Annotated in this window: 22 protein-coding genes and 1 pseudogene; 16 read left to right on the top strand and 7 right to left on the bottom strand. The window is 41.5% G+C overall.

Annotated elements, in window-relative coordinates:
• Positions 1 to 50: 50 nt before the first annotated feature.
• Positions 51 to 863, bottom strand: coding sequence for a thermonuclease family protein (locus tag ASU00_RS04635; RefSeq protein ID WP_057912283.1), 813 nt, complete (start codon positions 861 to 863; stop codon positions 51 to 53).
• Positions 864 to 1039: 176 nt separating this feature from the next.
• On the opposite strand from ASU00_RS04635, the pseudogene ASU00_RS26865 reads away from it, so the two are divergent.
• From ASU00_RS26865 to ASU00_RS04600, 7 genes and pseudogenes are all read left to right on the top strand, one after another.
• Positions 1040 to 1668, top strand: a pseudogene (locus ASU00_RS26865) (ABC transporter ATP-binding protein).
• Complete coding sequence (locus ASU00_RS04625) at positions 1668 to 2447, top strand: ABC transporter permease (protein WP_057912282.1); 780 nt, start codon at positions 1668 to 1670, stop codon at positions 2445 to 2447. The pseudogene ASU00_RS26865 and the gene ASU00_RS04625 overlap by 1 nt, the downstream one beginning before the upstream one ends.
• 214 nt (positions 2448 to 2661) lie before the next feature.
• Positions 2662 to 2928, top strand: coding sequence for a phosphocarrier protein HPr (locus ASU00_RS04620; RefSeq protein WP_057912281.1), 267 nt, complete (start codon positions 2662 to 2664; stop codon positions 2926 to 2928).
• Complete coding sequence (ptsP, locus tag ASU00_RS04615; protein ID WP_057912280.1) at positions 2928 to 4646, top strand: phosphoenolpyruvate--protein phosphotransferase; 1719 nt, start codon at positions 2928 to 2930, stop codon at positions 4644 to 4646. The genes ASU00_RS04620 and ptsP overlap by 1 nt, the downstream gene beginning before the upstream one ends.
• A gap of 332 nt (positions 4647 to 4978) precedes the next feature.
• Positions 4979 to 5764 carry an SDR family oxidoreductase gene (locus ASU00_RS04610; protein WP_057912279.1) on the top strand — a complete coding sequence of 262 codons (786 nt, stop codon included), beginning with the start codon at positions 4979 to 4981 and terminating at the stop codon, positions 5762 to 5764.
• A gap of 37 nt (positions 5765 to 5801) precedes the next feature.
• Complete coding sequence (locus tag ASU00_RS04605) at positions 5802 to 6674, top strand: NAD(P)-dependent oxidoreductase (RefSeq protein ID WP_269085306.1); 873 nt, start codon at positions 5802 to 5804, stop codon at positions 6672 to 6674.
• Positions 6675 to 6739: 65 nt separating this feature from the next.
• Positions 6740 to 7105 (top strand): hypothetical protein, encoded by a 366-nt coding sequence (locus ASU00_RS04600; protein WP_057912278.1) that lies wholly within the window; start codon positions 6740 to 6742, stop codon positions 7103 to 7105.
• Positions 7106 to 7493: 388 nt separating this feature from the next.
• Here ASU00_RS04600 and ASU00_RS04595 read toward each other — a convergent pair whose 3' ends face one another.
• Entirely contained in the window at positions 7494 to 8648 is a 1155-nt protein-coding gene (locus ASU00_RS04595) for an aminotransferase A (protein ID WP_057912277.1), read from the bottom strand.
• A 158-nt stretch (positions 8649 to 8806) separates the two neighbouring features.
• Here ASU00_RS04595 and corA point away from each other — a divergent pair, with 158 nt between their 5' ends.
• Positions 8807 to 9781, top strand: coding sequence for a magnesium/cobalt transporter CorA (corA, locus tag ASU00_RS04590; RefSeq protein ID WP_057912276.1), 975 nt, complete (start codon positions 8807 to 8809; stop codon positions 9779 to 9781).
• A 569-nt stretch (positions 9782 to 10350) separates the two neighbouring features.
• The gene (locus ASU00_RS04585) at positions 10351 to 11256 is read left to right on the top strand and encodes a chemotaxis protein (RefSeq protein WP_057912628.1); all 906 of its coding nucleotides are present in this window, start codon (positions 10351 to 10353) and stop codon (positions 11254 to 11256) included.
• Positions 11257 to 11305: 49 nt separating this feature from the next.
• On the opposite strand, the gene ASU00_RS04580 is transcribed toward ASU00_RS04585, so the two are convergent.
• Both ASU00_RS04580 and ASU00_RS04575 read right to left on the bottom strand, forming a co-directional pair.
• On the bottom strand, positions 11306 to 11809 hold the full coding sequence (locus ASU00_RS04580; RefSeq protein ID WP_057912275.1) for a YkyB family protein: 504 nt from the start codon (positions 11807 to 11809) through the stop codon (positions 11306 to 11308).
• Between the two features lie 264 nt (positions 11810 to 12073).
• The gene (locus ASU00_RS04575) at positions 12074 to 12370 is read right to left on the bottom strand and encodes a penicillin-binding protein (protein WP_236712604.1); all 297 of its coding nucleotides are present in this window, start codon (positions 12368 to 12370) and stop codon (positions 12074 to 12076) included.
• 162 nt (positions 12371 to 12532) lie between these two features.
• Here ASU00_RS04575 and ASU00_RS04570 point away from each other — a divergent pair, with 162 nt between their 5' ends.
• Together ASU00_RS04570 and crcB are read left to right on the top strand one after the other, a co-directional pair.
• Entirely contained in the window at positions 12533 to 12913 is a 381-nt protein-coding gene (locus ASU00_RS04570) for a fluoride efflux transporter FluC (RefSeq protein WP_057912274.1), read from the top strand.
• On the top strand, positions 12910 to 13272 hold the full coding sequence (gene crcB, locus ASU00_RS04565; RefSeq protein WP_057912273.1) for a fluoride efflux transporter CrcB: 363 nt from the start codon (positions 12910 to 12912) through the stop codon (positions 13270 to 13272). The genes ASU00_RS04570 and crcB overlap by 4 nt, the downstream gene beginning before the upstream one ends.
• 173 nt (positions 13273 to 13445) lie before the next feature.
• On the opposite strand, the gene ASU00_RS04560 is transcribed toward crcB, so the two are convergent.
• Entirely contained in the window at positions 13446 to 14306 is an 861-nt protein-coding gene (locus ASU00_RS04560; protein ID WP_057912272.1) for a metallophosphoesterase, read from the bottom strand.
• A 144-nt stretch (positions 14307 to 14450) separates the two neighbouring features.
• Between ASU00_RS04560 and ASU00_RS04555 the strand changes: the two genes are divergently transcribed.
• From ASU00_RS04555 to ASU00_RS04540, 4 genes are all read left to right on the top strand, one after another.
• Positions 14451 to 16307 (top strand): SLC13 family permease, encoded by a 1857-nt coding sequence (locus ASU00_RS04555; protein WP_236712587.1) that lies wholly within the window; start codon positions 14451 to 14453, stop codon positions 16305 to 16307.
• Between the two features lie 192 nt (positions 16308 to 16499).
• The gene (locus tag ASU00_RS04550) at positions 16500 to 17708 is read left to right on the top strand and encodes an EAL domain-containing protein (RefSeq protein ID WP_236712602.1); all 1209 of its coding nucleotides are present in this window, start codon (positions 16500 to 16502) and stop codon (positions 17706 to 17708) included.
• 73 nt (positions 17709 to 17781) lie between these two features.
• Positions 17782 to 18009 (top strand): hypothetical protein, encoded by a 228-nt coding sequence (locus tag ASU00_RS04545; RefSeq protein WP_057912269.1) that lies wholly within the window; start codon positions 17782 to 17784, stop codon positions 18007 to 18009.
• Between the two features lie 164 nt (positions 18010 to 18173).
• Positions 18174 to 18647: a DUF3993 domain-containing protein gene (locus ASU00_RS04540; RefSeq protein WP_057912268.1), complete on the top strand. Its 474-nt coding sequence runs from the start codon at positions 18174 to 18176 to the stop codon at positions 18645 to 18647.
• 63 nt (positions 18648 to 18710) lie between these two features.
• Here ASU00_RS04540 and ASU00_RS04535 read toward each other — a convergent pair whose 3' ends face one another.
• Both ASU00_RS04535 and ASU00_RS04530 read right to left on the bottom strand, forming a co-directional pair.
• A complete protein-coding gene (locus tag ASU00_RS04535) occupies positions 18711 to 18944 on the bottom strand; it encodes a glutaredoxin family protein (protein ID WP_057912267.1) in 234 nt (77 codons plus the stop codon).
• Positions 18945 to 19025: 81 nt separating this feature from the next.
• Positions 19026 to 19997 (bottom strand): MBL fold metallo-hydrolase, encoded by a 972-nt coding sequence (locus ASU00_RS04530; RefSeq protein ID WP_057912266.1) that lies wholly within the window; start codon positions 19995 to 19997, stop codon positions 19026 to 19028.
• Between the two features lie 183 nt (positions 19998 to 20180).
• Between ASU00_RS04530 and ASU00_RS04525 the strand changes: the two genes are divergently transcribed.
• Positions 20181 to 20420 carry a YkuJ family protein gene (locus tag ASU00_RS04525; protein ID WP_034314086.1) on the top strand — a complete coding sequence of 80 codons (240 nt, stop codon included), beginning with the start codon at positions 20181 to 20183 and terminating at the stop codon, positions 20418 to 20420.
• Positions 20421 to 20687: the final 267 nt, after the last annotated feature.

Genomic DNA, 20687 nt, shown 5'->3' with positions numbered 1-20687 from the left:
ATTTGTTGGTGTTTCCAAAAATCAGGAAAATCCCAAGAGTGAAGTGTGCATTACCTTTGCGATTGACGGAATCCAGCTTCTTGTGCGTCTTGTTCGGTGCAAAACATTTCTTCCGGTTTGGTTATCTCGTAATATTGTCCGGAAGGTAGGTGATAGATTTTATTGCCTTTGGAATTTATATTACCTTTAATTTTTGGATTGCTGCATGCCAGGGTCCCAGTGGGTTTCACCTTTGATGCTTCGTCAGTCTTCGAGTCATCGAATCCTTTTGTAGTGGCATAGTCTTCAAGAGACCAAATGCCGATTCTCGCATTTTGGGCTTGTTTCTGAATAGATTCCAATTCAGCTAGATATTTAGTGTTTGGTGCATAAACATAGGCGACTCTGGCCAGTCCTTTTTCAAGCAGCAGCTTATTCACCATTTTTCCATCCACATAAAAATAGGCAAGCAGCCGACCATATTTGTCTCTTTCCCCGATACCGGTCTCTACCTCCACAGTAGATCCAGCAGGCATTAGATTCTTGGTGAACTTGCTAGCTTCTGGTCCAAACGGCTGAACCGGCTTGGAAGGATGAACCGTTTCAGGTGTATCGATCAACAGAAGCCTGACCGTTTCTTCATTTCCATCCAATAGTTTGATTTTTACTGTATCACCGTCAACAACCTTGTCGATCTTGGCAGTGAAGGTCTTGCCTTTTTCTTCATCGCTAGGAGTATCGGTATAATTGGAAGTCGAAGCTTCTTGTGACGATCCATTACCAAGGCTATCTACTTTATCTTGGCAGCCTGTTAAAATAAACAGGCAGAAGGCACTCATGAGGAGTGCATGCAGGTAAGTATGTAAATAAGAATGGCTGTTCATGAAATTCCCCTCCGTTTTATGGTTCTTTACCATGGCAGTCATGGAAATATGCGGCACGAATAATACTAACCTATAAAAAAGAGAAAGAAAATGAAAAATGTCACCTCATCGCTACCCGAAACAAAGATAGTTTCTTATAATGGCAGGTGGGACAGGAGAGGCAGGCTTGAATAATGATGTTTAGGCTCGAAAACATTAAGTACAAAGGGATACTGCATATTGATGATTTGAAGATAGCTGCTGGGATGGTTACCTGCTTGACTGGAGAAAGCGGAGCGGGAAAGACTTCCCTGTTCCGGTTATTGAACAGAATGGATGAACCGGATAGCGGTTCGATCTTTTATCAAGAGCAGTTGCTCGATAGTCTCAACCCGATAGAGCTAAGGCGTAAAGTCACGATGCTGTCTCAAACGTCATTCACTTTACCGGGAACGATTGAAGAAAATCTTCAGGCGGGCTTGGAAATGACGGAACGGAAAAGAAAAATGAAGCCGAATTGTTGAAAGCGTTGGAAACGGTCCAACTGCAAAAGTCTTTGTCCGAGAATGCGGAGAATCTTTCTGGAGGGGAGAAACAAAGGCTTGCACTTGCAAGATTACTTTTGTTGAAACCTGAAGTGTATTTGCTGGACGAGCCGACGGCAGCTCTTGATGAGGAAACCGAGCTTAAGGTCATGAGCCGTTTTTTGGAAGAAGTGAAGCGGGATAAAGGAACGGTGATCATGATTACCCATTCCAAACAACTTGCGGAAATATGTGCCCAAAAGACGATCATTTTGAAAAAGGCGAAAGAGGGCGAGTATTAATGGAGGGAAATGGAATAATAGATATTGAGTTCTGGCGTCTTTGTGCAGCCTATGCCTTTGTTTTGGTCCTGCTCATCATCGTGAAATGGCGCGGCATTTCAAGGGAAAGGCAAATCATCCTTGCTACGGTGCGGATGACGGTCCAACTCATTCTTGCCGGTTATGTTTTGACTTATATTTTTAAAAAGCCCTTGCTCTCCTTGGCATTTTTATGCGTGATGGCCTTGCTCTCCATCCATAATATTTTTAAGCAAGTTCCATTCACGCCTAATAAGAAAATCAAAAGGATGGTTATCCTAAGTATGTTGTCAGGACCTATGGCGGCCTTGTTTTATTTTAATGTAGTCGTGATTCATTTTACGCCTTGGTATGAGCCTAGGTATTTCATCCCGATCGCTGGAATGATCGTGGGGAATGCGATGACAGGTGTGACATTGGCGCTTAAAAACCTTCATGCGGGGATTACTGATAATCGTGACAAAGTGGAAGCGATGTTGATGCTTGGAGCAACTCCTGCGAGGGCTGTAAAGAGTTATGTGGATGCGGCATTCGACTCGGCAGTGCTTCCGACTTTGAACAATATGCTGGGAATGGGGATCATTTTCCTTCCCGGTATGATGACAGGACAGATCATGTCGGGGATTAGCCCGCTTATCGCAATTGAATACCAAATCGCCATTCTTATTGGGATTCTTGGAAGTGTTTCATTGACTGTTTTCCTTTTCATCATGCTGAGTTTTAGAGCCTTTTTTACAAAAAATGCGCAGCTATCCATTTAATCGTTGAATAATTCGAATAAGTAATAGTTGCAGTTTTATCTATATTTTTGTACTATTTTTTAGGTACTAGTAGTTTTGGTTTGTTTGTTGGGAATGATAATGCTATTCTGTTAAGGAAAAGGGCATTTCTTTTTTTGAATTTTTCCTGATTGGATCGAGAAATTCCCTTACATAACCTATTTTTGTTATTTTATCTTAAAGGAGATTGATTTATATGGTAGAAAAAACATTTACAGTAACTGCAGAAACAGGAATTCACGCTCGTCCCGCTACATTGCTTGTACAAGCTGCCGGAAAATTCGATTCAGAAATTAACCTTGCTTATAAAGAGAAAAAAGTGAACCTTAAGTCAATCATGGGCGTTATGTCCCTAGGAATCGGCAAAGATGCAGAAATCACGATTTCTGCTGAAGGAAGCGATGAAAATGATGCACTAAACACCCTAACTGAAACATTGAACAGAGAAGGATTAGCAGAATAATGTCCACTTTGATTAGTGGAATAGCAGCTTCAAACGGGATAGCCATCGCTAAAGCCTATCGACTTACAGAGCCAGATTTAACGATCGAAAAAAGAAGCATAGAAGACGTTCAGGCGGAAATATCCCGTTTTAAGGAAGCTATTCAAAAGTCCACGGTTGAATTAGAGGTTATCAGGGAAAATGCCGAAAAAGATCTAGGGGCCGATAAAGCCGCGATTTTCGACGCGCACCTGCTCGTATTGGCAGATCCGGAGCTTATAAATCCGATCTCCGATAAAATACAATCGGATAAAGTCAACGCTGAGTTTTCTTTAAACGAGACAGCAAGCATGTTCATTACGATGTTTGAGCAAATGGATAATGAATACATGAAGGAACGAGCAGCCGATATCCGTGACGTAACAAAACGGGTGCTGTCTCATCTTTTAGGTGTTCATATTCCAAATCCGAGCATGATTGCTGAAGAAGTGATCATTATTGCGGAGGATTTGACTCCTTCCGATACAGCTCAGTTGAATCCAGTTTACGTTAAAGGATTTACGACTGATATCGGGGGACGTACCTCTCATTCGGCCATAATGGCTCGTTCATTGGAAATCCCAGCAGTCGTTGGGGCAAAATCAGTAACTTCGTCGATTGAAAATGGAGACTTGATCATTATTGACGGAGCAAAGGGTGAAGTTCATGTTAATCCTACTCCTGAATTGGTGAAACGCTACGAAGATGAACAGGTTGCCTATGCTAAGCAAAAGGCTGAGTGGGCGAAGCTGGTGAATGAACAAACGGTTACAAAAGATGGTCATCATGTCGAATTGGCTGCCAACATCGGGACTCCGAAAGATTTAGACGGCGTTCATCAAAACGGCGGTGAAGGAATCGGGTTATACCGTACTGAGTTTCTTTATATGGGCAGAAATGATTTTCCAAGTGAAGATGAACAGTTCGAGGCTTACAAAGCTGTACTGGAAGGAATGTCAGGAAAGCCGGTAGTCGTCCGCACGCTTGATATTGGCGGAGACAAGGAGTTGCCGTATCTGGAGCTTCCTAAGGAAATGAATCCTTTCCTTGGATACCGTGCAATCCGTCTCTGTCTTAATGAACAGGAGATATTCCGGACTCAGCTACGTGCCCTGCTTCGCGCAAGCATATACGGGGATTTGAAGATCATGTTCCCGATGATTGCCACATTGGCTGAATTCCGTGAAGCGAAAGCGGTCATGGCTGAAGTCAGACAGGAATTGCTTGATGGTGGTGTCCAAGTTGCTGAGAACATCGAAGTCGGCATTATGGTTGAGATCCCTTCAACGGCAGTGATGGCAGACGTGTTTGCTAAGGAAGTAGACTTCTTCAGCATCGGCACCAACGACTTAATCCAATATACAATGGCAGCTGACCGAATGAATGAGAGAGTGTCTTATTTATATCAACCGTATAATCCGGCGATTTTACGTCTGGTAAAAATGGTCATAGATGCTGCTCATAAAGAAGGTAAATGGGCTGGAATGTGTGGCGAGATGGCTGGAGATGAAGTGGCTATCCCGATCCTTATCGGTCTTGGCCTTGATGAGTTTTCAATGAGTGCCACCTCGATTCTAAAAGCACGTTCGTTAATTAGCCAACTTTCGCTTGAAGATATGAAAAAACTATCTCAAGACGTTTTAGAGCTTGATACGAATGATAATGTGAAAGAAGCAGTAGTAAATGCTTTAAAACGATAAATTAAATCGTGATGAACAGCACCCCACCCACGGTTTGTTTGGTAGGGTGCTGACCTGTCACTTTTTACTTTATTATTTTTCGGGAAATATGTTTAGCGAATAAAAATCAGGGTAAATAAGAATCAAGCACAGTTGTTAGCTTCAACTTAAACAGCTGACATTCTCTCATTTCCCCCTTTGACGCCGGTTGGATTATCCAACCGGTCGTTTTTTTTTTTATAAACAAATAAGCAAGTAAAAAAAGCGCATAGGAAGTTTATTCAGATTTTTCACTTTTCGGTTATAACGATATAATGGATTTATATTTGTATATAGAGAATGGGGGATATGAGATGGACTTGAAATTGGGACAGAAAAATGCTTTGGTTTTAGCATCAAGTCAAGGGTTGGGGAAAGCGATAGCGGCTGAGTTGGTTAAAGAAGGTGCAAATGTCATGATTGCCAGTCGCGATGAACAAAAGCTTGCCGCCGTTAAAAAGGAATTATCGTTGCTTGGGCCGGGCAAAATAGCATATGTGGCCACGGACATAACGAAAGCCGAAGATATTAAAAGCCTGGTAAACCAAACGGTGCTTGAGTTTGGGGGTATCGACATTTTGATCAATAATGCTGGAGGTCCTCCAGGGGGAAGCTTTACCGATTTCACTGATCAAGAGTGGCAGCAATCTTTCGAGCTTAATTTACTAAGCTTCATCAGGACAATCCGTGAAAGCCTGCCACATTTAAAAAAACAGGGCGGGAAAATCGTTAATATTGCATCTTCATCCATAAAGGAACCAATCCCAGGACTTATTTTGTCCAATACATTCCGGACCGCAATCGTTGGTTTGTCGAAGACGTTAGCTACTGAGTTGGCCCCGGACCAAATCTTGATCAATACAGTTGGGCCTGGCAGGATCGCCACGGACCGCATACAGCACTTGGATAAAATGAATGCTGAGAAACTGGGGGTCACACAGGAGAAAATTACAGAACATGCTCTTGATAAAATTCCTCTTGGCCGTTATGGGGAACCAGAGGAATTTGCGAAGTTCGTTACATTCCTTGTTTCGGGTGCCAATACCTATTTAACGGGCCAATCTTATTTAGTTGACGGAGGAATGGTGAAATCCATTTAAGCTTATCAAGAAGTAGAACGATTTGGAGGAATTTGCATTGACGCAATCGAACGAAGTAATTGGATTCATAGGTTTGGGAGTTATGGGAAAGAGCATGGCTCGAAATCTGCTTAAAGCAGGATATAAGGTTAATGTATATACAAGGACGAAAGAAAAGGCGGATGAGCTGCTCTCAGAGGGCGCAGAATGGTCCGCAGCACCTAAGGACATTGCCCGGACTGCCAATGTGATTCTTACCATGGTAGGATACCCTACTGATGTGGAAGAGATTTACCTTGGGGAAAATGGGCTTATCGAAAATGGGAGAGAAGGTACTTTTTTAATCGATATGACGACCTCGACTCCAACCTTGGCTATGAGAATCGCCGAGGAAGCCAAGAAGAAAGGCATGGAGGCATTGGATGCACCGGTTTCTGGTGGCGATATCGGCGCACGTGATGCGAAGCTCACCATCATGGTAGGCGGAGATCGTGACGCGTTCGAAGCAAATCGCGGCATTTTTGAAATAATGGGCAGTAATGTGGTCCATCAAGGTCCGCCGGGGTCGGGCCAGCATACGAAGATGTGCAATCAGATTGCCATTGCTTCGAATATGATTGGAGTAACTGAAGCGATATCGTATGCGAAGAAGGCGGGCTTGGATCCGGACCGCGTTCTGCAAAGCATTTCATCTGGCGCAGCTGGCAGCTGGTCGCTATCCAATTTAGTGCCGCGTATGGTAAAAGGAGACTTTGAACCAGGCTTCTATATCAAGCATTTTATAAAGGATATGAAAATTGCTCTTGATGAAGCGGAAAAAATGGGAATGGACGCACCAGGGTTAAGTCTGAGTAAATCCCTCTATGAAGACCTTGCAGAAGCTGGCGAGGGAAATAGCGGTACCCAGGCCTTATATAAACACTATAATTAAGTGCTACCTTTTCTTTTTCATGAATAAGCTGATAGCGACAGCCTTTACAAAAAGGAGTGATCGTTATGGGTGAATTCGATGACATTCATATGAAATTCCAGGAATTAGAGGATGGTCGATATATTGTCAGGATTGAAGACTTTAAACGCGAAAAAACCATTCATCAAACAAAACCCATTCGCTGGGATCTGAAATTGATGAATGAAAGTCCGCTGATCCTGCCGGTCAAATTCAGCCATATCGAAACGAATGCCGGTTTCCAAATCCTGATGCGTGAATTGAAAAACTTAGGCTTTTCAAAACCACGCTCTGCAAAGGAATTTGAAGAAGTAATGGCGGATTTACTCGGATCGATTGTTGAAGTTAGCCTAACGACGACAAATAAGGAAGAAGGATACCGGGAGATACGTTTTTTACGAAGATTATATTAATCACGGCCTTGCCTTCGCGGAGATACACCTTCATGAACCTGGGAACCTCGATATGCATCTGTATTTCGCAATAAACATGCCAAAAAAGCTCCAGAAACCAACAGGCTCTGGAGCTTTAATTTTTCTTGGAAAAAGGCATGGCGATCGGATGAACCACGATCAAGCCCGAATAACTCGAGTGTCAGGTGGATTAATCCGCGTTCCAGGTCGAATAAATGCTTCGGAAGGACGAATTGTACCTGCTTTAGGTCGAATTAATGTGTCGGAAGGACGAATAAATCCCGTTCCAGGACGAATAAATGCTTCAAAAGGACGAATTGTTCCAGCTCCAGGTCGAATAATCCCATCCAAAGTCGAAATTCCTCCGTTGCCTTTACTGTGACACTTCTTAAGATTCCTGTAAAGTTAAAAAAGCCTCTATACGGTCCAAAGCCTTTTCCAAAGTATCCATGGAATAGGCATAAGATAATCTAAAGTACCCTTCGCCAAGTGGGGAGAATGCATCTCCTGGGACTACTGCCACCTTTTCTTTCTTGACAAGTCTGAGGCAAAAGTCTAGCGAAGTGGGATAGCCTTCAGGAAGTTTGATAAAGAAGTAAAAGGCCCCATTTGGCTTCACTATTTCCAGCTTCATTGATTGCAATCGCCTGTAAACGTATTCCCTTCTCCTTGCATATTCTTCCTTCATTGGGATGGCATCATCCTTGCCTGCGGTCAGGGCCGCTAAGGCTGCCCTCTGCGATATGGAAGCGGCACAGGTCACATTATATTGATGGACCTTCAAGATATGCTTAGAGATGGCTACGGGGGCAAACAGAAGCCCAATCCTCCATCCGGTCATGGAATGGGATTTGGAAAGGCCATTCAAGACGATGGTTTGTTCCTTCAGGAAAGTTGCAATTGAAACATGCTCCTGATCAAATACGAGTTCACTGTATATCTCATCGGCTAATATGAAGATATCCTTACCCCGTACTAATTCGGCAATGTCCTGCAGTTCTTTGGCAGACAATGTGACCCCGGTTGGATTCGATGGATAGGGCAAAACAATACAGCGAGTCTGATCTGTTATGTACTTTTCAATGATGTCCGCAGTCAGCCGAAATCCATTTTTGGTTGTATCGGCATAGATTGGAACTGCACCGCACATTTTGATGATAGGTTCGTATCCTGGATATACCGGTCCTGGCAAAATTACTTCATCACCAGGGGTGAGGATCGTACGGAATGTAATGTCAATTCCTTCGCTGGCACCTGTTGTCACGATGACCTCATTAGCGGGATTATAAGAAAGCTTGTATTTATCCATAACATATTCAGATGCAGCTTCGCGTAACTCAAGATAACCGGCATTGTGAGTGTAAACCGTATGGTCCTGATCGATGGCTTGTTTAGCCGCTTCTTTAATATGCATTGGAGTTGGAAAATCTGGCTGTCCTATCGTTAAAGAAATGGTTCCTTCGATTTCAGCGACCATATTGTAGAATTTGCGGATTCCTGAAATTTGAACGTCTTTTACTAAAGGGTTAACTAAGTGTTCCATCTATGAATATCCTCCCTTTTCATACTTCTAAATGATCTGCTTTGTTTAACTGGTTCATCCTATTTTATCATTTAGTATGGTTGGGGGATAATTACTTTTTGAGATTCATGAATTAAAGGTATAATGTAAGATAAGAAAATATTTGAGGGCTGATACATATGATAAGAACCTGCTCAATAACGTCCAACCAAGAAGTTAATTTTGATATACCGTTATCGGAATTGTATGATTCGCATATAGAGTGGTATTGGGTGGATTTTTCCAATCCTACAACTAAAGAAATCGAGCTATTATCCAAGCATTTTCATTTTCATCCACTGGCAATCGAAGACTGCCTCGATGACTTCAATCAACGTCCCAAGATGGATTTTTATGAGAACTATCAATTTCTTGTGATACATGCTCTGAGGCAGAAGATATTCAGAGCAGTTGAGCTTGATATGTTTGTCGGGGAAAAATGGATTGTCACTTTTCATAAGGAAGATATGCTTGAGCTGGAAAAGGTATGGGAAGAAATATCAGGTAATAAAATGCTGAAGCAAGGCCCATTTTTTTTGATGCACAGAATCATCGACAGGATCGTCGATGAATTTTTCCCTCCTGTTTATAAAATGGAGAGCGATTTAGGAAGCATTGAAGACAATACGGAAAATGAAACAATAAATGATTTGATGGATCAGCTATTCGATTTGCGGACAGATATGTCCAAGCTGCGGAGGACCATTTTACCGATGCGAGATTTATTGTATAGGATGATTTCATCAGAGCGGTTGAATTATTTAAAAGATCAGCACCTTTATTTCAATGACGTATATGATCATCTTTTGAAGTTGACCGAAATGCTTGAATCCTATCGGGACTTTTCCTCCGATATCAGGGATAGTTATTTATCGGTGAACTCCAATAATATGAATTCGACGATGATGACGTTGACTGTCATCACGACCATTTTCATGCCGCTGACTTTCATAGTTGGTGTGTATGGGATGAATTTTGAATTTATGCCCGAATTGACCTGGCATTATGGCTATTTCCTCGTCCTTGGAATGATGGGCGGAATTGCCTTGATGATGTTTTTATACTTCGTTAAAAAAGGCTGGCTGAACCCAAGGAAAAAATCACGAAAGAGCTAAAATCCCTACTTAATTCAACTCCAATGCCCACAGTTTTGGAGGATTGTACTTTATGCGTTTCATTGCACTGCAGGCGCTGAGGGCACTGATAAAGTCCTATTAAAGAAAAAAGAAGTTGAATGCCTACTATATGTAGATATTCAACTTCTTTTATTTATTATATGTTGGTGCGCTTGTGGGGTCTCACATAGACGCGAAATTTCCCTCAGGAGTGTCACAACACCCGCTCCAATCCAATCAGCTTTAAAACTACAATATAATTCTGAATAACCCCGTTTTGCAGGAAAGGTACTTTGGAAGTCAGCTTTTCATTTCAGGGGGTCATAGGAAGCCTCCTTGAATGGCTACACTAAAAAACCTATTTTTCTACAACCCTAGCCAATTTTTTTGTTTATCTTAAATGAAGAATCCGCTTAAGGAATCTTTTTTTATCTTTCCTCTAAACAAAAGCGATAATTAACCGAATTATTAGGTATGAGAGTATGGAAGAAAATCATGATAGACTTTTTGCTGGATGGGTAGTTTGGCACGGAAAAAAGAAAAAAGCAAGAGAAGGGCGAGGTAAACCAATGGAAGCAAATAAAGGGATATTACTGGAAAGTGGAACGAATGAGCTGGAGATAGTGGAATTCGGCATCGGCAAGAATAAATTCGGCATTAACGTAATCAAGGTGAAGGAAATCATTAATCCTGTACCGATCACAGTTGTTCCCCATTCCCATGCAAATGTAGAGGGAATCATTGAACTTCGGGGAGAGGTGCTGCCAGTTGTGAATGTGGCCGACGCTCTAGGGTTCCCGCCTTCTGCATCTCCTGAGCAGGACAAATTCATAGTTGCGGAATTCAATCAGCAAAAAGTGGTTTTCCATGTGCATACCGTGACACAGATACACCGTATTTCCTGGTCCCAAATCGAAAAGCCATCGGATATGTATCAAGGCCTTGAAAGTCAGATTATCGGAGTCATTAAACTCAATAGCGAAATGTTATTGTTACTGGATTTTGAGAAAATCGTGGTCGAAATCAATCCGGAATCAGGAATAAACATCCAGCAGGTCAAGAAGCTCGGTATCCGTCAAAATTCAGATAAGAGAATCGTGATTGCAGAAGATTCTCCATTACTAAGGAAGCTATTGTTTGATACATTGTCAGAGGCGGGATTCAAGTACTTGGAGTTTTATGAAAATGGACTTGATGCGATTGGCTATTTAGAGGGTTTGATCGAATCAGGAAAAGACGTAACGGAAGAAGTGCAAATGGTGATTACCGATATTGAAATGCCGCAAATGGATGGCCACCACTTGACTAGGAGAATTAAAGAAAACAGTGAGCTATCCGTATTGCCGGTGATCATTTTCTCTTCGCTCATTACGGATAGCCTGCGTCATAAAGGGCAAATGGTAGGAGCGAACGCCCAAATCAGCAAACCAGAAATAGCGGAGCTTGTAAAATTGATAGATAGATACGTATTATAGTCATGAAAACGGGCCGGGAGGAATCACCTCACGGCCTGTTTGTTTGTCCTTAATACTTTGAACCTTTTCCTAAGAAGGAGGAAGGGAATGGATTGTGAAAAGGCTGCTTGACCGACCCGCGTCCGTAAGCCTTTTTCTCGGTAGTGAGGTTAGGTTGTTTGACTCCGGCTTGTCCAACATAAGATTGCAGGATTTGTTTTGCTTTGGATAAGGACAAAGCTGCTTTAGGATTGCGTATGGATGCTGCCCGGTTGCCGAGATGGGGGAGTTTTTTCAAATCTTCCTTAGTGGGAGGCAGATGAAACACATACGATCCGCATTCGACAATGACATCAGATTGCTGCGCTGCAAAACGGGGGTTATCGGAAAAGTGCAAGCCAATCTTTTTCGCTTTGCCTTCTTGCAGAAGCTTGCTTAATGCGAGCCGTTTTAAATGGTATAAGTTTTTAGGCTCCAACGCGGTCTTTGCATGCTTGTTAACGATAAACACGGCTTGGGCAAGGGAGTTAATCGAAGACTCATCCCTTTCAGAATGTCCTTTCGTTTGGTTCATTATGGGAACTCCTTTTCATAATTGAGTTAGAAGGAGTGAAACATAGTTTCCTTCCGTAAATACCTTATATTGAGATGCGGTGCCATTTAGTCCTATAGCCGTAACAAATGATGAATGTACGTTTTCTAAAGACAGGACAAACTCTCCCTACACTATAACATCTATGCATTTCATATTATACCACTTCAGAATGGATTAGGAAGTAAATTTCCGATTGACGTCGTTTGGCAAAGAAAAAGAAGGCGTATAATTACGCCTTCTGATTTATTGAGTGTATATGTTGATATTTTCAGAAATTCCTGCCTGTGCCTGTGCACCGAATTGTTGCGGGTAACCCTGAAAACCTTGATAAGCAGGATAAGCAGGATAAGGAGGGTAAGCATAAGGTGGGTAGGGAGGAGGATATGGCGGATAAGCTGGCGGACGGTTATTGAATAACAATGGTCCCACCGCCAATCCTGCTACAAAAGCAACAGGTGCTAGTAGAGGAAAGAAAGGAAAAAATCGCTCGTCATTATAAAATTCATTTCCATATCCATTCCTGTATTCGTCCTGTAGCATGAAGGATTGAGGATAGTAGTGGTAAGGCAAATACTGTGCTCGCATAATTGGCCTCCTTTCCTATAATTCCATACATAGTATGGATTTTTTTTAGAAAAGAGCCTGTTTCCCCTCAATCTGTTATAATGAATCTACTTATGTGAAAAATCAGAGGTGACTGCAATGGATTTCCTTAAAAGAATCTTAGTCGTTGGATTTGGTGGGGCAACAGGGGCTTTGTTACGTTATTGTTTAATTTTGGCGACGGCCCATTCCTTCCTTCCGTTGGGAACCCTCTTAGTAAATATAGTAGGTAGCTTTTTACTCGGAATGATCAATGGCTATTTCGCCTCGAAAAAAAAGTCACTCGCTTTTTTAGCATGGGGCAGTGGGTTTTGTGGCGGCTTCACCACCATGTCAACCTTTTCCCAAGAAACGGCCAATTTCCTGCAGACATCGGTGTTATATGCAGGTGTGTATATGGGAGCCAGCGTTTCAATGGGCTTGCTTGCCGGTTTTCTTGGATTGGGTCTTTTCAATAGACAAAGAGGTGATATGCAGTGAATCAGGTTCTTTCAGTTTTTATCGGAGGTTTTTTTGGTTCAGCATCAAGATATGTATTGCAGATGATTTTTAATAGGCTATTGCCAGCCGGCTCAATTCCTATTAGCATTTTATTGATAAACCTGATAGGTTCCTTCGCTTTAGGAATTGTGTTACCTCAGAAAGACGCTTGGCATTCATCCTTTCAAATTTTCCTGACAATAGGTTTCTTAGGAGCGTTTACGACCTTTTCCTCATTCAGTATGGAAACAATCGAGCTAATAAGAAAATACCGCTATATAGATAGTCTCATCTACATAACGGTGTCGGTTTTAGGGTGTATCGGCGCTTTCCTCTGTGGCTATTTAATGTATGCATAATCTCATGATGTTTAACAATAGGGCTAAAAAAAACTAAGTTTTCTCATTTAGACATCTAATGCTATAATTCATAAGAATCCATTACAAATGATCAATGGCAGTCACAAGTCATTCATGTCGCACAGGTTTTGTTAATAAGTCTGGCGGCTTTCCCCTGTATTCTTTTTCTATCACTATTCTACCTTCAGTTCATAAACCGTTAGCTCAGGGCGTGAAAGAAAACGATACGGAAGCCGGGTGGTGCCAAGCCCCCGATTGACATGTAACGTCAAAGAATCAAGTTCATACGTGCCTTCCCGATACTTCTCAGCAAACGGAGGAGTGACAAGGGCTCCGGCAAATGGAATCTGGACTTGACCTCCGTGACTGTGACCGCTTATTTGATACTGGATGTTATAAGTCCGTGATGTATCCGCCAGATCTGGGGCATGCGAAAGCATGATGGTGAATACTTCGTCTGGAATGCTGGCAAGCGCCTTTTCAAAGTCCGGTTTTCCGAGCATCGCATCATCGACCCCTGCTATGAATATTTCTTCACCCGTCAATAACGAAAGCTTGGTGGAGGCATTTTGTAGCATGGTAAAATGGGATTGCTTCATGATGTTGCTGTAAATCGTTGAGCCGTATCCGCCATGATCATGGTTACCGTAGATGCTGAACTTTCCTAGTGGCGCTTTGAGCTGATTTAAAACAAGGGGAATGTCCTGCTGAGCCTTGTATTTATTAGGCTGGTCCATTAAATCTCCGGTAAATAAAATAACATCAGGTTTCAGTTCGTTTATCTTATGGACAATTGCTTGTAAATCCTTTAACTGAAATTGAAAGCCTAGATGCGTATCACTGAATTGAATCATTTTCATGCCATCAAAGCCTCGAGGGATAAGAGGGTGGCTGATAACCTTATACTTGGTTTCTAACCATTTTGGCTCAAGATTGTGGGCATAATAGTTCCCGCCGATGCCTATACCTGTTAAGGCGGCCAATGTACCAAAGCCTTTTTTTAAAAAAGTTCTTCTAGAAATGGGTTTATTCAAATTAATCAACCTATCTGATTTAAAAATGTTACTTCCTCATACTAACAAACAAAATATAAAATATGAAGAAAATATCTTCTTTACCCATTTGAAAAATGTAACCCTATACGGTTTGAAATTGAACATCTATACGGAGGTAACATGATGACCGAGCCACTGTTTATTACACTGATTATACTTCTATGCGCAATTGCGCTTTTTATACAAGGGAAATTTCGCGCGGATTTAATTGCGCTTAGTGCACTTTCCATACTGGGTCTGCTTGGGATACTTACATTGGATGAGCTTGTCGCAAGCTTTGCCAATCAAGTGGTGATCATGCTCGCTGGACTGTTTATTGTCGGAGCAGGCCTCATGAATACAGGGATTGTGGAAAAGGCAGGAAATAAGCTATTAGGTTTATGCGGGGGAAGTGAGTGGAAATCGCTGCTTATCGTCATGATGACGGCTGGAATATTAAGTGCGTTTTTAAGTGGGACGGGCATTGTTTCCATTTTGCTTCCACTCGTTATGAGCATGGCTTTACAACAAAAAACCAGCCCGACAAGGTATTTGTTGCCCCTTGCGTATGCAAGCAGTATTGGCGGGCTTTTAACACTTACTGGCACGCCCTCCAATATGATCGTTGCTGAGGTCTTAAGGCAAAACGGTATGGAGACATTATCATTTTTTGACTTTACACCGATTGGCTTAATCGCTTTTCTAGCAGGTTTATTCTTCATGTTGACTCTTGGGCGCCTGCTGCTGCCGGAAAAAACGATTGCCGCTAACAATAGTGTCAAGGGCTTGTCTGCAGGGGAACTCGCTGGTATGTACAAAGTTTATGATCGACTGCACTATCTGCATATACCACCAACTTCTGATATTGTCGGTGAAAGGCTCTCAGACCTTCAGCTCCCCGTTCAATATGAATTGACTTTAATTGAAATTCAGCGAAAGCCGAAGGATAAGCAATTACCACTATTACAAAGACAGCTTACCATTTCAGCCAAGGCGGATGAAGTGCTTCATCCTGACGACATCATATTGGTATTCGGAGAAGAAGAAGCAGTTGAGAGATTGACACTTAACTATGAACTGGAATTTAAACATTTCAATACGGAACAAATAAAAAAACATTTTCTAAGCAGCAAATTTGGATTGACGGAAATATTGATCGTTCCGAATTCAGATTATGAAAATCAAACGTTGATCGATGTTCATTTTCGGGAGAAATACCAATGTAATGTATTGGCAATCAATCGCAATGGTGAATATATTCAAGCAGATGTCGGTACGGAACGTCTGAAACCTGGTGATGCAATCTTAATTCATGGAGAATGGGAGAACATTGAGAGGATTTCCTCGGATTTGCAGGACGTAATCGTTATTGGGAGCACCTCGGAAGATGGCTCCCATGTTTACTCCAAAAGCAAAGCCTGGATTTCCTTAGCCATCACGGCAATGATGGTCATTCTCTTGTCGCTGGAATCCATTCCTGCAGTGCTATCGGTACTGACGGCCGCCTTGTTGATGATCATTACGGGATGTGTCCGTTCAATGGAAGATGCTTATCAGAAGATTAACTGGGAGCCGATCCTATTGATTGCCGCGATGTTCGGAATTACGGCTGCACTCGATAGTACGGGTGGAGTGAGGATGATTAGCGATTGGCTGGCCGTTATATTCAACAATATCGGTCCACATGGCATACTGGCGGTGTTCTACCTCTTAACCTTGATCCTGAGCCAATTCATTCCGTATGGAGCTACTGTCGTGATCATGACGCCCATTGCGCTAACTTCTTCCATCAATCAAGGAATAGACCCGATTCCTGTGTTTATCTGCCTTGCTGTAGCTGGGAGTTTAGCTTTATCCACACCAAGGGTGGCCACTACCAACGCACTTGTCATGACAGCAGGAGATTACAAATATAAGGACTTTATCGTGATTGGGATTTCTATACAGGTATTCATCGGCGTCATCATGGTAATCACAATTCCCTGGATCTTCCCCTTTTAATGGGTCATGAGGCATTGTTCTAATATGGACAATGCCTTTTGAATGAAGATCGATATGGTTAAAGGAAAAAGTGGGGATATAATTGGCGGTAAACGGAGTTATGCCTACGCAATTAAAATTATTTATTATCAATAATAGAAACTAATGGTATAATTTTTGCATATTGTCGTTTTGTAATTAGGGGGAAGATGCATCTTGGATACAGAAAAAGTACTAAAAAATTTAGACAGGGTGACACCGTTCTTTCAACCGATTTTCAGTGCAGATCAACATCAGGTAATCGGATATGAAATTTTAGGGCGTTATGAAGAACAATCTGAATATAAAAGCCTGGGCTCATTCTTTCACGATCCTACAGTGCCTAAAGAATATAGGGTGGAAGTGGATAATTATGTACTTGAAATAGCCTTGGAAAGGATAAAGGACTATGGTGAAGATTTTCTGATCTTCATTAACAGGGACCCGAATTTGCTTATGCTCGATCATGGCGAAGAATTCATGGAGATTTTACATCGTCATTTTCAGCCTGAGGAAATGCACAGGATTGTACTAGAATTATCAGACACGATCAGCCCGGAAAATTTTGATCCCCTACAGCATGTTCTTGCTTATTTTAAAACATATGGGATTAAAATAGCTTTCGATCATTTAGGTCAAGATACGAAATTGGACCAAATTGCGCAAATTTCTCCGAATATTTTAAAAGTTAACTTAAACCAGCTTCGCATTTCGGGTGGGGATGCTTATCAGGTCATCCTGTTTTCACTAAGCATGCTTGCCCGTAAAATCGGTGCCAATTTACTATTTGAGAACATTGAGTCCGAATACCAGCTTCGCTTTGCCTGGAAAAATGGGGGACGATATTATCAAGGGTATTTTTTGGCCAAGCCCGAAGGTGAGTTCATCAATAAAGATTTACTTCGGGAAAAATTCCATCAAGAATGTCAGTCCTTCATTTCACTTGAAACGAAGAAGCTGGAAGTCGTTTATCAAAAGACCCTGCAATTTAATGAAAGTATCGAAACCTTCTTAAAGCAGCAAAAGCGACACGGATCTCATGAAGAATTTCTCGGACTTATGGCTAAAAAGTGGGATTCCATATGTTTTCGCCTTTATATTTGTGACGAAGAGGGTTATCAAAAATCACCTAATATTCTCCATAAGGATGGGCAGTGGATCGTCCAACCAGGTTATCTGAATAAAAATTGGAGCTGGCGGCCTTATTTTCTCGAAAACATTGTAAAGATGCGCAATGAGAAAAAGGGGATTTTGTCTGATTTATATAGTGATATCGAAACTGGGGAAACCATAAGGACCTTTTCCTATCCCTTGAATAATAAGGAATACATTTTCTTCGACCTTTCTTATAGCTATTTATATGAAAATGATGCCCTATTATAGAAAACGATCCATGTATATTAAATACTGAAATGTGTAACCATAAGCAAAATGATGCGCTTGGAGGAGACATGTTTTGAGCACGTATATCTGGATACTACTCATAATCGTTACAATCATGGCTATATATTTGCTATATTATACGTATTCTGTAGCTAGGGCACAGAAAGTGAAAGCAAGATTCGATTCGACAATCGATGATTCAGTTAAAGAACATCCTTATTTAAAGAACCCGATCTTCGTTTCTCTTATTGTTGGGACGATTTTGGTTGCAGGGTTTATTTTCTACTATGCATTTCGATAGGTATTAGGAGGAGATTTCAATCACATGAAATCTCCTTTTTCATTGTTGTCATACGAATGTGGATTATGTGCCAATTTGTAGTTTCGCTTTGTTCTGGGCGGGTATTGAAAGAACATAGACATTAAGTAATCAGAACCAAATTCTATAGTCAGGGGATGATATGAATGAGGAAATATGTTGTTGCAAGTATGGTCAGTGTCCTTCTATTTTTAGGTGGAGGGTTCACAGCTTCAGCAGAGGGCCTACATAGGGAAGAAGCTCTTAATTTAGTAAAGGGTGCCTTTGAGAGCCAAGGCTCGATAAGCGAGGAAGTACGCACGAAAGAAGCGATTGATACAAAGCTGAAAAAATATTTTACAGATGATTTCATCTCGAAGTTCATGCAAGCGAATGTAGTGAAAGTCGATGGCGGGTATACTGCATTTGGATCGGACTTCGCACCTTATTATATCCCGTTTTTCAGTTATGATGAGAATACAGAAGTTGTATATGGGGATAACGGTAAACTCATTTATGTGCAAGAGGAGTTCAAGAACACAGAGGACGGCCCTGTACTAAGCGGGAAACATGTTGAATCCGTTATGTTGAAAAAAGAAAATGACGTTTGGAAGGTAAAGGATGTGAAGTATGGAAGGTAAAGATTTGTGGATTGAAAGTGAGATGAAAAAGTCTGGAAGGGGCTGCCACTTCCAGACTTTTTGTTATATATTGAGTTCCTTTTTTATTGCATCAAGTTCAAAGCCAATGATGGCCTTCCCATCGATGACGACCGTTGGCGTGGAATAAGCGCCATATTTATTCGTTAATTCTTTACGTGCATGTCCATCTGCTTTAATATCTTTTTCGTGGTATACGACATTATTATCATCAAAAAACATTTTCATGATTTTGCAGGGAGGGCAATCAGGTTGGGTATAAAGCGTGACGTCTTTCATTTCAGTTCCTCCATTTATGCTATAGGTGAGCTATACTCTTTCATTATAGGGAATGCCAAGTCATTTGGATAGATAAAACCTTCAAAAACCAAGCTGATTGTTCTGCTCCTGCTTTAGAAGATAGTCTATCAATCCCATGGAACAAACATCCAGGTCCAAGGATATGATTTCAAAGACAGGGTGATCTGCGCTGATTCCCTTTTCATCCAAGTGGGCTGCCACTTCGGTGAAAATATTTTTGCTGGTTGCTTCAACTCGGTCCGCGAAGGCAGCGTATTCACTAAATGCAGATTTCGCCGCCTCTACAAATATTGGCAGCCAGTAATGAAGCTGCCTATATACTTCCTTAGGATTTTCCGACATCCCGTAATGGCCGAAATATATTCGCTCGACGCCAAGGCTTTCATACAATTTTGCTGCAGCCAGCATGGCTTCCGGGTTAAATTGATTTGGTGATGTCGATGGTAAGTAAAATTCCAAACCTTCTTCATCCAGTTCACGATAATAGATGCCAACGGTGTCACCAGAAAACATCCCTTTTGATATGGAATCGAATATGCTCAAATGATGGTTTGCATGTCCTGGGGTGTCATAAAAAGTCAGTTCGGAATGGTCACCAGTTTGCAGGGTTTCTCTATCGTGTTTACATATCATTCTTTCGGGGGAAATGGGTAGAATAGGATCAAAAAGCTTATTGAAGTCTTCCCCATAAACCGCTTTGGCTCCAGCTATCAAACGTGTTGGATTTTCTAGATGACGTGCACCTTTCGGGTGGACAATCACTTTGGCGTTCGGGCAATGTTGTAAAAAAAGTCCGGCTCCGCCTGCATGGTCCAAATGAATATGGGTAAGAATGATATATGTAATATCCTCGAGGGCTATTCCAAGTTCATCGAGCCCCTTTAGTAAGTGGGGGATGGAAGGACTGGCGGAAGTTTCTACTAAAGTGATATCCGTATCGGCAATTACATATGTTCCCGTTCGATTTCTTCTGTCCAAATCAAAACCATCGATTAAAGAAATGCGATAACCAAGTTCACTAATGCTTTGCAATCGAATCTACCTCCAGAAAATTTTTCGTGTACAAAATTCATTCCTTATTTTATGCTGTTAATAGTGCCATGTAAAGAAGGAAGTTTTAAATTATTCTGAATTTATTTCAGCGTGGCTACTGGATAGAAAAGTATGGTATAGTGAAACCTATCGAAAAGGTTTTATTCAGAAAGGAGAGGGAGTATGTCTCAATTACAGGGCATTCTTACCAGATTAAAAAGTCTTCAAGAGCAAGCGAAGGAATCTGAATCTGCTCAACGTTTTTTTGAAATAGATGGTGTGAAAAAGTGCCAGGTTACATATTTCAGCAAAACAGAAATGTTCGAGCTTGAAGTATACAGTGATAAAGGGAAATCATCGAAATATCAATTTGATAATATTGATATGATTACCATTGAAATCTTTGATCTTCTTCAATCTTAAAAAAAAAACAAGAAAAAAGCTGACCTCCGTTTAGGAGATGCTTTCAGACCGTAGATAAGCTCCAGATTAATGGAGGTTGTCTACGGTTTTTTGTTTTTTGCTATTGGTCGTTGAAAACGAAGAGGGAATTTTCGTTGATTTGTACAAACCGTTTCATTGCACTGCAGGCGCTCCCTTTCCGCGGGCGGTCCTTGAGCATCCTCGGCTTTTGCACTGCCCCCAATAAATTGGACATCTTTTTACTAAGCAGCTTGCTCAAAACTAGTT

Origin of the sequence: Peribacillus muralis, from assembly GCF_001439925.1 — a bacterium.
Lineage (GTDB): Bacteria > Bacillota > Bacilli > Bacillales > DSM-1321 > Peribacillus > Peribacillus muralis.
The sequence above is the reverse complement of the archived record's forward strand: the minus strand, read 5'-3'. Positions and strand labels throughout refer to the sequence as shown.

Excerpts from the sequence above, each read along its gene's own strand:
- ASU00_RS04570 (WP_057912274.1), top strand. The coding sequence starts at position 12,533 with ATGGATTTCCTTAAAAGAATCTTAGTCGTTGGATTTGGTGGGGCAACA.
- ASU00_RS04540 (WP_057912268.1), top strand. The coding sequence starts at position 18,174 with ATGAGGAAATATGTTGTTGCAAGTATGGTCAGTGTCCTTCTATTTTTA.
- ASU00_RS04585 (WP_057912628.1), top strand. The coding sequence starts at position 10,351 with ATGGAAGCAAATAAAGGGATATTACTGGAAAGTGGAACGAATGAGCTG.
- ASU00_RS04525 (WP_034314086.1), top strand. The coding sequence starts at position 20,181 with ATGTCTCAATTACAGGGCATTCTTACCAGATTAAAAAGTCTTCAAGAG.
- ASU00_RS04580 (WP_057912275.1), bottom strand. The coding sequence starts at position 11,809 with ATGAACCAAACGAAAGGACATTCTGAAAGGGATGAGTCTTCGATTAAC.
- ASU00_RS04635 (WP_057912283.1), bottom strand. The coding sequence starts at position 863 with ATGAACAGCCATTCTTATTTACATACTTACCTGCATGCACTCCTCATG.
- corA (WP_057912276.1), top strand. The coding sequence starts at position 8,807 with ATGATAAGAACCTGCTCAATAACGTCCAACCAAGAAGTTAATTTTGAT.
- ASU00_RS04625 (WP_057912282.1), top strand. The coding sequence starts at position 1,668 with ATGGAGGGAAATGGAATAATAGATATTGAGTTCTGGCGTCTTTGTGCA.
- ASU00_RS04535 (WP_057912267.1), bottom strand. The coding sequence starts at position 18,944 with ATGAAAGACGTCACGCTTTATACCCAACCTGATTGCCCTCCCTGCAAA.
- ptsP (WP_057912280.1), top strand. The coding sequence starts at position 2,928 with ATGTCCACTTTGATTAGTGGAATAGCAGCTTCAAACGGGATAGCCATC.
- ASU00_RS04575 (WP_236712604.1), bottom strand. The coding sequence starts at position 12,370 with ATGCTACAGGACGAATACAGGAATGGATATGGAAATGAATTTTATAAT.
- ASU00_RS04610 (WP_057912279.1), top strand. The coding sequence starts at position 4,979 with ATGGACTTGAAATTGGGACAGAAAAATGCTTTGGTTTTAGCATCAAGT.
- ASU00_RS04600 (WP_057912278.1), top strand. The coding sequence starts at position 6,740 with ATGGGTGAATTCGATGACATTCATATGAAATTCCAGGAATTAGAGGAT.
- ASU00_RS04595 (WP_057912277.1), bottom strand. The coding sequence starts at position 8,648 with ATGGAACACTTAGTTAACCCTTTAGTAAAAGACGTTCAAATTTCAGGA.
- ASU00_RS04620 (WP_057912281.1), top strand. The coding sequence starts at position 2,662 with ATGGTAGAAAAAACATTTACAGTAACTGCAGAAACAGGAATTCACGCT.
- ASU00_RS04555 (WP_236712587.1), top strand. The coding sequence starts at position 14,451 with ATGACCGAGCCACTGTTTATTACACTGATTATACTTCTATGCGCAATT.